Below are 10,472 nucleotides of genomic sequence, written 5' to 3'. Positions count from 1 at the left end.
GCGTTCGTCCTGAGCCAGAATCAAACTCTCCAAACAAAAACAACCCAGCCAAAGGCCAGGTGGAATTCGAATCAGAAAAACCTGATATCCAAACAAAAGACACCAACAAACTGGCATCAAAAAAACAGCCACCCACCAACTCAGGAAGACGGGAATCCCCCCAAATGGATGGCCAAAAACAACAAACAAAAACCACCAAACACACTATTGAGTTCTCAAACAACAGACTTGATTGTGTAGAAGTTTCCCGTTTCGGGGCAACCCTGCCAGCTTAAACTATCTAGGCCGGGGAGTCAAACTCCTCTGTTCCCCGTGTCCGGGGCAACTCGATTAGATTAGGACTTCGATCGTTGCGAAGTCAAATCCGCAGGTCAGAGGCTCGATGTCGCTGCATCAGCCGGTAGGTCCTAGCTTACCCGCTCCACCTCGGCACCCAAACTGACCAGGTTTTCCACGAACAACGGGTAGCCCCGATCGATGTGGAAGACGTCGTGCACCTCGGTGTCGCCGTCGGCGACCAGGCCGGCAAGCACCAAGCCGGCGCCGGCCCGGATGTCGGATGCCCACACCGGTGCACTCGACAGCTGCGGCAGACCACGCACGACGGCATGATGACCGTCCGTGCGGGCGTCGGCCCCCAGCCGGATCATCTCCTCGACGAACCGGAACCGCGCTTCGAACACGTTCTCGGTGATCATCGACGTGCCTTCGGCGATGCACGCCAACCCGATCGCCATCGGCTGCAGGTCGGTCGGGAAGCCGGGGAACGGCAGGGTGGCGACGTTGACGGCCTTGGGCCGCTCGTACTGGACCACCCGGAAACCGTTGTCATGCTGGGTGACGGTCGCACCAGCGTCGTGCAACTTGTGCAACACCAGCTGCAGGTGCGCGGGGTCGACCCCGGTGACCGAGATGTCCCCCCGGGTCATGGCCGCGGCGATCCCCCAGGTGGCTGCGACGATGCGATCCCCGATCACCCGGTGCTCGGTGGGATACAGCCGGTCCACCCCGGTGATTGTCAATGTCGAGGAGCCGGCACCGGAGACCTGCGCCCCCATCTGATTGAGCATGGTGCAGATATCGGCGATGTCGGGCTCGCGGGCCGCGTTGTGGATCGTGGTGACACCCTCGGCCAGCACCGCCGCCATCAGGATGTTCTCCGTAGCCCCCACGGACGGGAACTCCAACTGGATCTCCGCGCCACGTAGCTGATCGGCCTCGGCGACCACGCAGCCGTGCTCGATATTGCAACGGGCGCCCAGCTGTCGAAGACCGGACTGATGCATGTCCAGCGGCCGGGAGCCGATGGCATCGCCCCCGGGTAACGCGACCTTGGCACGCTTACCCCGCCCGACCAGCGGACCCAGCACACACACCGAAGCGCGGAACTGGCGCACCGCGGCGAAGTCGGCGTCGTACTTGACCTCGTCCGGCGAAGTGACCCGGACCGTCGAACCGTCGAGTTCGACGGTGGCGCCCAGGCCACGGAGCACTTCGGCCATCAACGGCACATCCAGGATGTCCGGGCAGTTGGTGATCGTGCTGGTGCCTTCGGCCAACAGCGTTGCCGCCATCAGCTTGAGAACACTGTTCTTCGCTCCCCCGACGGCGACTTCACCAGATAACCGGCTTCCGCCCGTCACCACGAATCGATCGCTCACGCGGGCCAGTGTAAGCAGAGCCGGCCCTGGTTTCAGAACGCTGCGGCCACAACGGCCCGGACCTGCCCGGTACGGTTTAACCATGGCCGTGCACCTGACCCGCATTTACACCCGGACCGGCGACGATGGCACCACCGGGCTGAGTGATTTCAGCCGGGTCTCCAAGAACGACGCCCGGTTGGAGGCTTACGCGGACTGCGATGAGGCCAACGCCGCCATCGGTGTCGCGGTCTCACTGGGCCAACCAGATGACCGGATCCGCGAGGTCCTGCTGCAGATCCAGAACGACCTGTTCGATGCCGGCGCCGACCTCTCGACTCCGGTGGTGGAGAACCCGGAATACCCGCCGCTGCGTGTTCTGCAGGACTACATCGACCGCCTCGAAGGCTGGTGCGACGAGTTCAACGAGGATCTGCCGAAGCTCGACTCGTTCATCCTGCCCGGYGGCACCGCGCTATCGGCGCTGTTGCATGTGGCGCGCACCGTCACCCGTCGCGCCGAGCGCTCAGCCTGGCGGGCGGTCGACCAGCACGGCGAATCCATCAACGTACTACCGGCGAAATACCTCAACCGGCTGTCTGACCTGCTGTTCATCCTGTCGCGGGTGGCCAATCCGGACGGCGATGTGAAATGGCAGCCCGGCGGCCAGCGAACCTAGTCACGGCGGACTGGGGGCACCTCCCGCTTGCGGGACAGAACGAAGCGACCCGGGATTCACTTACGCCGGCGCGCCCGCGGTGATGGCCRCGATTCCACCCATGAGGTGAAGGCCGTCAATGCCCCGCGGTCGAGTGCGACCTCGTACCCGCGCCCGCGTTCGGGGCTGACATCGCGCAGCTCCAGGACGGCGATCTCTTCGGTCATGATGTCGAATTCGTCACCGCGCGGGGAACGCCGGGAGACGACCTCAAGTCCGAGCCGGCTCAGCCGGCGGTCCGGCCACCAGCGCGCACTCGACAGCCGATAGAACTCGGCCTCGCCGCCGCGGTAGCGCAGCACGCCGTGCCGCCAACCGTGGCCGCCTTCGGCCGGGTAATCACGCAGGATGGCGGCGGTGCCGCCCACCTGGCGCAGCTTCCACAGCCGGTAGCCGAGTGCGACGACCGCCAACAGCAAAACGCCGACGAGCGCGACCATGAACAACATGGACGCGCTCATCGGCGGTTCCTACTAGTCGATCTGCCCGACCGCGCGCAGTCGCGCGCGGCCCCAGGCTGCGGTGGCAGGATCGTCGGATTCGGAGTCCTGCTTGGCCGCGTCGGCGTCGATCTCCGACTCGAACTGGGCGTTCTCCACCAGGAGGCTCACCCCGGACTCGGTCACCGACAGAAATCCACCGTCGACGGCAATGCGAAGGTCATCCTCGCCCTCCCGCTCGACGCGCACCATGGCGTCGTCGACCAGCTGGGCCACCAGCGGGATGTGCCGCGGCAGGATGCCGATCTCACCTGCGGTGGTGCGGGTGAAGACGAACGTGGCCTTGCCGGACCACAACTCACGCTCGACGGCGACGATCTCGACGTCCAGTTCAGCCATGCCACACCACCTTTCGTGCTTTCACCATCACAGCTTGGCGCCGAGGGTTTCTGCCTTCTTCGCCAGGTCGTCAAGGCCACCGATGAGGAAGAACGCCTGCTCGGGCAGGTGATCGAACTCGCCCTTGGACAGCTTGTCGAAGGCCTCGATGGTCTCCTTGAGCGGCACGGTCGAGCCGGGCTGACCGGTGAACTGCTCGGCCGCCATCATGTTCTGGCTCAGGAAGCGCTCGATCTTACGGGCGCGGTACACCAGCACCTTGTCCTCTTCGGACAGCTCGTCGATACCGAGGATGGCGATGATGTCCTGAAGATCCTTGTAGCGCTGCAGGATCCGGATGACTTCCTGGGCGACGCGGTAGTGCTCGTCGCCGACCACGCTGGGGTGCAGGATCGTCGAGGACGATGCCAGCGGATCCACCGCGGGGAAGATGCCCTTGGAGAACACCGCACGCGAGAGCTCGGTGGTGGCGTCCAGGTGGGCGAAGGTGGTCGCCGGGGCCGGGTCGGTGTAGTCGTCGGCGGGCACGTAGACGGCCTGCATCGAGGTGATCGAGCGACCACGGGTCGAGGTGATGCGCTCCTGGAGCTCACCCATCTCGTCGGCCAGCGTCGGCTGGTAACCCACGGCCGAAGGCATGCGACCCAGCAGGGTCGAGACCTCGGAACCGGCCTGGGTGAACCGGAAGATGTTGTCGATGAACAGCAGCACGTCCTGCTGCTGCTCATCGCGGAAGTACTCCGCCATGGTCAGCGCAGACAGCGCGACGCGCATACGGGTGCCTGGCGGCTCATCCATCTGGCCGAACACCAAGGCGGTGTCCTTGAGCACGTTGGCGTCCGCGAGTTCGACCCAGAGGTCGTTGCCCTCACGGGTGCGCTCACCCACGCCGGCGAACACCGAGGTGCCACCGAAGTTGCGGGCGATGCGGTTGATCATCTCCTGGATCAGCACGGTCTTGCCGACGCCGGCACCACCGAACAGGGCGATCTTGCCGCCACGCACGTACGGGGTGAGCAGGTCGACGACCTTCAGACCGGTCTCCAGCATCTCGGTGCGGGGTTCCAGGTCGGCGAAGGCCGGCGGCTTGCGGTGGATCGACCAGTGGTCGAAGTCCTCGCCGTAGCCGGGCTCGTCGAGGCAGTCGCCGAGGGCATTGAACACGTGGCCCTTGACGCCGTCACCCACGGGCACCGAGATCGACTTACCGGTGTCGCTGACGTCGGTGCCGCGCACCAGGCCGTCGGTGGGCTGCATGGAAATGGTGCGGACCAGGTTGTCACCCAGGTGCTGGGCGACCTCCAGGGTCAGCGTCTTGGCCAGCTCGCCGTAGGTGATCTCGGCGTGCAGGGCGTTGAACAGGTCGGGCACCGCGCCACGTGGAAACTCCACGTCGACCACGGGGCCGGTGATACGAACAACGCGACCCGTCGTGGTCTTTTCTGCGACAGCAGTCATATCTCTTTTCGCTTCCTACGGGGCTTACTTGGCGTCGGCCAGCGCGTTGGCGCCACCGACGATCTCGCTGATTTCCTGGGTGATCTGCGCCTGACGCTCGCGGTTGGCCGCCAGCGTGAGTGCCTTGATCAGATCGTCGGCGTTGTCGGTGGCCGACTTCATGGCGCGCCGGCGTGATGCCGACTCCGAGGCGGCCGCCTCCAGCAGTGCCGCGTACACGCGGGTGGCGATGTAGCGCGGCAGGAGCGCGTCGAACAGGTTCTCGGCGTTCGGCTCGAACGAGAACAGCGTGTGCGGGCCCTCATCCGGTGCGTCTTCGACGTACTCGACGACCATCGGGGCGATCCGCAGCGCAGCCGCAGTCTGCGACAGCATCGAGCGGAACTCGGTCGACACGATGTGCAGCTCGTCGACACCGAGGATGCCGTCCGCGCCGCCGTCGTCGCCGTCGTCATCGGCACCGGACATGAATGCCGTCACCAGGGTGTCGGCGATCTCCTTGGCGTGTTCGTAGGTCGGTCGCTCCGAGAAGCCGGTCCACGACTCCGCCACGTCACGCTGGCGGAAGTTGTAGTAGCCCAGAGCCTTCCGACCGACGACGTAGACCACCGGGGACTTGCCCTCGTCACGCAGCAGCGAGAAGAGCTCCTCGGCGCGCCGCAGCACGTTGGCGTTGTACCCACCGCACAGCCCACGGTCCGAGGACACCACCAGCACGGCGGCCCGCTTCGGGTTCTCCCGTGCGACGAGCAGCGGGTGATCCAGCGCGCTGGCGCCGGCCAGCTCGGTGAGCATGCTGGTGATTTCGGTGGCGTAGGGCCGGGCCGCTTGGACCCGGGCCTGCGCCTTGGCGATCCGCGACGTGGCGATCAGCTCTTGAGCCTTGGTGATCTTCTTGATCGCCCCGGCCGAGCGGATACGTCCGCGTAGCTCGCGCAGTGTGGCTGCCATTGGTTACCTAGGCCTTCTTGGGTGCAGGCTTGCGGACCTTGACCGATTCCTTCTCCAGGTCCTCGGGATCGAGGGCTTCGGAGTCGGACTCGTTCACCACGACCGAGCTGCCGTCGGATGCCGAGAAGCCCTTCTTGAAGTCGTTGATCACGGTGACCAGCTTCTCCTCGGCCTCTTCGGACAGCTTCTTGCTGTCCTTGATGCCGTTCAGGAGGTCGGAGTGGCTGGCCTTGACGTGCTCCAGCAGCTCGGTCTCGAAGCGTGAGACGTCTTCGGCGGGAACCGAATCCAGGTGGCCCTTGGTGCCGAGGAAGATCGCGACAACCTGATCCTCGACGGACAGCGGGCTGTACTGGGGCTGCTTGAGCAGCTCGACCAGGCGCACACCGCGGTCCAGCTGCGCCTTGGAGGCCGCGTCCAGATCCGAGGCGAAGGCCGCGAAGGCCTCCAGCTCGCGGTACTGCGACAGGTCGAGGCGCAGCGAGCCCGCGACCTCTTTCATCGCCTTGATCTGAGCGGCACCACCGACGCGCGACACCGACACACCGACGTTGATGGCCGGTCGCACGCCCTGGTTGAACAGGTCGGACTCCAGGAAGCACTGGCCGTCGGTGATGGAGATGACGTTGGTCGGGATGAACGCCGAGATGTCGTTGGCCTTGGTCTCGATGATCGGCAGGCCGGTCATCGATCCACCGCCCAGTTCGTCGGACAGCTTGGCGCAACGCTCCAGCAGACGGGAGTGCAGGTAGAACACGTCACCGGGGAACGCCTCACGGCCCGGCGGGCGGCGCAGCAGCAGCGAGATGGCGCGGTAGGCGTCGGCCTGCTTGGACAGATCGTCGAACACGATGAGGACGTGCTTGCCGTCATACATCCAGTGCTGGCCGATGGCCGAACCGGTGTAGGGGGCCAGCCACTTGAAGCCGGCAGCGTCCGAGGCGGGGGCCGCGACGATGGTGGTGTACTCCATSGCGCCGSCSTCTTCGAGCGCSCSCTTSACSGAGGCGATCGTSGWGCCCTTCTGGCCGATCGCGACGTAGAYGCAGCGSACCTGCTGCTTCGGGTCGCCGGTCTCCCAGGCCCCACGCTGGTTGAGGATGGTGTCGACGGCGACGGCGGTCTTACCGGTCTTGCGGTCGCCGATGATCAGCTGTCGCTGGCCGCGGCCGATCGGAGTCATGGCGTCGATGGCCTTGATACCGGTCTGCAGCGGCTCACTGACACCCTGGCGCTGCACGACCGAGGGGGCCTGCAGCTCGAGGGCACGACGGGTCTCGGCGGCAATGTCGCCCTGACCGTCGATGGGCTGTCCGAGCGGGTTCACCACGCGGCCCAGGAAGGCGTCGCCCACCGGAACGGAGAGCACCTCGCCGGTGCGCTTGACCTGCTGGCCTTCGGCGATCTTTTCGAAGTCACCCAGGATCACGGCGCCGACGCTGTGCTCGTCGAGGTTCAGCGCCACGCCCAGAACGCCGCCCGGGAATTCGAGCAGCTCCTGTGTCATGACCGAGGGCAGGCCCTCGACGTGGGCGATGCCGTCACCGGCATCGACAACGGTGCCGACCTCTTCCCGCTCGGTGTCGGCGGAAAACGAGGATACGTAGCCCTCGATGGCACCTTCGATATCAGCAGCCGAGATTGTCAACTCTGCCATGGTTTTTCGTCTTCCTACCTTTGATCTGGGTGATAAGTCTTCTGGGTCAGTCCGGCAGCTGGGTCTGCGCGGCGGCCAATCGGGACGCGATGGATCCGTCGATCACTTCGTCACCGACGGTGATCGACAGACCACCGAGCAGTTCCGGATCGACATGCAACTGGATGGACACCGGATGCCCGTAGATGCGCGAGAGCACGGTCGCCAGGCGATCGCGCTGTGCATCGGTCAGATCCGCAGCGGCGCTGACATGAGCCACGACCTCTCCACGACGGGCCACTGCGAGCTCGGCGAGATCGATGACCGCTTCGTCGGCGCGCTCCCCGCGGAGCAGGCCGATGGTCTGCGACAGCAGCGCGGCGGCGGTGCCATTGGCGCTGCTTCCGGTACCGACCACCTTGTCCAGCAGGGCGATTCGACCTGCGGCATCGGTGGTGTAGTCGCTCAGCAGTGCAGACAGCCGCGGCTCGGAGTCGAGAACCCGCCCGAACTGGAACAGCTGGTCTTCCACCTCGTCGACCTCGCCGGCCGCGTTCGCGCGCTGCAGGAGGGCCAGACGCGCGATGTGCTCGATCCCGTCGACCAGGTTGGCCTCGGTGGACCAGCGCTGGGATGCGGCGGTGCGGACCAGCTTCAGGGCGGGCTCACCGATCTTGCCGGTCAGCAGCTTGTCGACCAGCGAGACCTTGGCCGTGGCGGAATCCGCCGGCTCGGCCAGGTGCTTGGTCAGGGCGCTCTCGGTGATGAGCAGCTTTGCCACTGCAGCCAGGTCGTCGGCCAGAGCCGTCAGCCCGTCGGCATCCAAACCACCTGCCAGGCTGTCGAACTCGGACACCAGACTGGCCAAGGCCTCACGGCTGGCCGCCCGGAGTCCCGCGGTGGCACCGGTCTCGATGACAGCGGCCGACGGGGCCATCTGGTCGAGATCGTCCAGGAAGCGGTCGACGGTGGCAGCCTGCGCGGCCGAATCGGCCACGTGGGCACGGACCAGGTCGGCGGCCTTGGCGACTGCTTCATCGCCCAGCCCGAGCCGCAGTTCGCGCACCAGCTGCTGGCGGAGCAGGTGAACCTGCTGCCCGCCCTGAGCCTTGATGCGCTCGGCGTCGATCCCGGCCTGCTCTTCGAGCTGGGCCTTGATGCGCTCGGAGTCCTGCTTTGCCTCACCGGTGACGCTGCCGGCCTCGGCCTCGGCGTCGGCCAGTGCCTTGGCATGCATGGCATCGGCCTCAGCGAGCTTCTTCGCCGCCTCGGCACTCTCGGCCAGGGCGACGCGGATGGCCTCCTGCTGCTTGACCATCAGCCCCTTCACCAGGGGTGCCACCCATTTGGCGATGATGAACACGATGACGGCGAAGCCGATCAGCTGTCCGATGAATGTCGACATCTAGTTGTTCCGTCCCGAATTCACGTCGACGCCGAGGATGCGGCTCGCCAGGGTGGCCGAGAGGCCATCCACCGACGAGGTCAGCTCGGCTTGAGCAGCTGAACCCTGTTGGGACAGCTTCTCGTTGGCCTGGCGTACCGTCTCGGCGACTTCACCGCTGGCCTCGGCCCGCTTCGAGTCGACGACCTGACGGCCTTCGGCGCGTGCCTCGTCACGAAGTGCCGATGCCTCGGCGCGTGCGCCGGCCATCGCCTGGTCGTAGTCGGCCTGAGCGGCTGCCACCTGTTCAGCCGACTTACGGCTGTCGGCAGCAGTTTTGGCCAGCATGGCCTCGCGCTCGGCGAGCACCTTGCTGATCGGCGGCACCACCCACTTCCAGATCACGCCGAGCGTGATCAGGAAGATGAGCAGCACGGCGAAAAAGGTGCCATTGGGGACCAGGAAGTTACTGGTCCCCCCGCCCTCTTCCGCGGCCACGATGGATACGGTCAGCTGGTCCATGCCGTCGGACTACTGCAGGCCCGGCGTGGCGAAGACGAACAGCGCCATGAACGCCAGGTTGATGAAGTACGCGGCCTCCACCAGACCGACGGTGATGAAGAACGGGGTGAACAGCCGGCCCTGGGCCTCGGGCTGCCGGGCGATGCCGGAGATCAGCGCGTTACCCGCGATACCGTCACCGATACCGGCGCCGATGGCACCGCCACCCATGATCAGACCGCCACCGATCAGCGCGCCAGCGGTGATGATGGCGTTGGGATCGAGTTCCATTCCTTTTTCCTCCTTGTAACTGGTGGCGGTGCCACCAGGACTTCTGTCGTACGTGTCAGTGCAGCTAGGTCAAACGGTCGAAAGTCAGTGCGCGTGCTCTTTGGTGTCGTGGTCGTCGTGAACTTCCATCGACTGGCTGAAGTACAGGATCGTCAACAGGCTGAAGATGAAGGCCTGGATCAAACCGACGAACAGGTCGAAGGTCTTCCAGATGGCATTGGGCAGCCACTGGATGTACCAGGGGAACATCGCGATCAGCGCCACCAGGATGCCGCCGGCGAAGATGTTGCCGAAGAGTCGAAGTGCCAGCGAGATCGGCTTGGCGAGTTCCTCGACGATGTTGATCGGGGCCAGGAAGGCGACGTGGCCCTTGACGACCGCGATCGGGTGTCCGATGGCGCCGCGCCGCCAGATGCCCGCCGCGTGGTAGCAGATGAACACGAACAGAGCGAGTGCCAGCACGAAGTTGATGTCCGAGGCCGGCGGCTTGTAGAGCTCGGCCGCGGCACCGTCGGATCCGCCGTACTGCCACGGGAACACGGCCAGCCAGTTGGAGATCAGGATGAATGCGAACAGCGCGACGGCCAGCGGCAGGACGAAGGGGGCGATCTTCATGCCGATCGAGCCCTCGATCTGCTGGCGCATCTGGATGGTCAGCGCCTCCCAGAACAGCTGCACGCCGCCGGGCACGCCGGTCGAGGTGACCTTGGACTTCAGATAGAACGCCAGCCCGATGATGATCACCGCGGTGATCGCGGTGGCCATGATCGTGTCACCGTTGAAGGTCATGCCGAACAGTTCGAACACCATCGTGTGGTGTCCGACGTGGATGGCGGCGCCACCCTCTTCGGCGGCAAGCACAGTCTCAGTCATTCGGGTCAGCTCAATCCTTCGAATCCGATGCGGGGACGTCCTCGACGTCCAAGCCGTTGGAGCGGATCTTCTTCAGCACCGGGATGCTGGTGCTCATCACCAGCAATGCCTGGAAGATTGCCAACCCGAACAGCACCGCAATTCCGCCGTGTGCCTTGAAGTAGATGGCCACCACCATGGC

At 65.2% G+C, this 10,472-nt stretch carries 12 protein-coding genes and 1 pseudogene; 2 read left to right on the top strand and 11 right to left on the bottom strand.

Annotated elements, in window-relative coordinates; genetic code table 11:
- A partial coding sequence (locus AC1DTF_RS31125; protein WP_477476852.1) for a hypothetical protein occupies positions 1-275 on the top strand: 275 nt, incomplete at its 5' end.
- A gap of 132 nt (positions 276-407) precedes the next feature.
- Here the strand turns inward: AC1DTF_RS31125 and murA are convergent.
- Positions 408-1,661, bottom strand: coding sequence for a UDP-N-acetylglucosamine 1-carboxyvinyltransferase (murA, locus tag AC1DTF_RS31120; RefSeq protein ID WP_057165961.1), 1,254 nt, complete (start codon positions 1,659-1,661; stop codon positions 408-410).
- Positions 1,662-1,743: 82 nt separating this feature from the next.
- Between murA and AC1DTF_RS31115 the strand changes: the two genes are divergently transcribed.
- Positions 1,744-2,319, top strand: coding sequence for a cob(I)yrinic acid a,c-diamide adenosyltransferase (locus tag AC1DTF_RS31115; RefSeq protein WP_057165960.1), 576 nt, complete (start codon positions 1,744-1,746; stop codon positions 2,317-2,319).
- A 56-nt stretch (positions 2,320-2,375) separates the two neighbouring features.
- On the opposite strand, the gene AC1DTF_RS31110 is transcribed toward AC1DTF_RS31115, so the two are convergent.
- The 10 genes and pseudogenes from AC1DTF_RS31110 to AC1DTF_RS31065 form a co-directional block, all read right to left on the bottom strand.
- Positions 2,376-2,819, bottom strand: coding sequence for a DUF2550 domain-containing protein (locus tag AC1DTF_RS31110; protein ID WP_477476851.1), 444 nt, complete (start codon positions 2,817-2,819; stop codon positions 2,376-2,378).
- A gap of 12 nt (positions 2,820-2,831) precedes the next feature.
- Positions 2,832-3,197, bottom strand: coding sequence for a F0F1 ATP synthase subunit epsilon (locus AC1DTF_RS31105; protein ID WP_057165958.1), 366 nt, complete (start codon positions 3,195-3,197; stop codon positions 2,832-2,834).
- A 27-nt stretch (positions 3,198-3,224) separates the two neighbouring features.
- The gene (atpD, locus tag AC1DTF_RS31100) at positions 3,225-4,655 is read right to left on the bottom strand and encodes a F0F1 ATP synthase subunit beta (RefSeq protein ID WP_057165957.1); all 1,431 of its coding nucleotides are present in this window, start codon (positions 4,653-4,655) and stop codon (positions 3,225-3,227) included.
- Between the two features lie 24 nt (positions 4,656-4,679).
- A complete protein-coding gene (locus AC1DTF_RS31095) occupies positions 4,680-5,606 on the bottom strand; it encodes a F0F1 ATP synthase subunit gamma (protein WP_057165956.1) in 927 nt (308 codons plus the stop codon).
- Positions 5,607-5,613: 7 nt separating this feature from the next.
- Entirely contained in the window at positions 5,614-7,263 is a 1,650-nt protein-coding gene (atpA, locus tag AC1DTF_RS31090; RefSeq protein WP_477476850.1) for a F0F1 ATP synthase subunit alpha, read from the bottom strand.
- A 46-nt stretch (positions 7,264-7,309) separates the two neighbouring features.
- On the bottom strand, positions 7,310-8,647 hold the full coding sequence (locus AC1DTF_RS31085; RefSeq protein WP_477476849.1) for a F0F1 ATP synthase subunit B/delta: 1,338 nt from the start codon (positions 8,645-8,647) through the stop codon (positions 7,310-7,312).
- Entirely contained in the window at positions 8,648-9,148 is a 501-nt protein-coding gene (locus tag AC1DTF_RS31080; RefSeq protein ID WP_057165953.1) for a F0F1 ATP synthase subunit B, read from the bottom strand.
- Positions 9,149-9,157: 9 nt separating this feature from the next.
- Positions 9,158-9,418, bottom strand: coding sequence for a F0F1 ATP synthase subunit C (locus AC1DTF_RS31075; protein WP_036440957.1), 261 nt, complete (start codon positions 9,416-9,418; stop codon positions 9,158-9,160).
- Between the two features lie 84 nt (positions 9,419-9,502).
- On the bottom strand, positions 9,503-10,291 hold the full coding sequence (gene atpB, locus AC1DTF_RS31070; protein ID WP_057165952.1) for a F0F1 ATP synthase subunit A: 789 nt from the start codon (positions 10,289-10,291) through the stop codon (positions 9,503-9,505).
- A 10-nt stretch (positions 10,292-10,301) separates the two neighbouring features.
- Positions 10,302-10,472, bottom strand: a pseudogene (locus tag AC1DTF_RS31065) (ATP synthase subunit I); the annotation flags it as partial.

This window comes from Mycobacterium sp. P4_H6 (assembly GCF_056400845.1).
The sequence above is the reverse complement of the archived record's forward strand: the minus strand, read 5'-3'. Positions and strand labels throughout refer to the sequence as shown.

Coding starts and splice junctions, on each gene's coding strand:
- AC1DTF_RS31105 (WP_057165958.1), bottom strand. CDS start 3,197: ATGGCTGAACTGGACGTCGAGATCGTCGCCGTCGAGCGTGAGTTGTGG.
- atpD (WP_057165957.1), bottom strand. CDS start 4,655: ATGACTGCTGTCGCAGAAAAGACCACGACGGGTCGCGTTGTTCGTATC.
- AC1DTF_RS31095 (WP_057165956.1), bottom strand. CDS start 5,606: ATGGCAGCCACACTGCGCGAGCTACGCGGACGTATCCGCTCGGCCGGG.
- AC1DTF_RS31085 (WP_477476849.1), bottom strand. CDS start 8,647: ATGTCGACATTCATCGGACAGCTGATCGGCTTCGCCGTCATCGTGTTC.
- AC1DTF_RS31080 (WP_057165953.1), bottom strand. CDS start 9,148: ATGGACCAGCTGACCGTATCCATCGTGGCCGCGGAAGAGGGCGGGGGG.
- AC1DTF_RS31075 (WP_036440957.1), bottom strand. CDS start 9,418: ATGGAACTCGATCCCAACGCCATCATCACCGCTGGCGCGCTGATCGGT.
- atpB (WP_057165952.1), bottom strand. CDS start 10,291: ATGACTGAGACTGTGCTTGCCGCCGAAGAGGGTGGCGCCGCCATCCAC.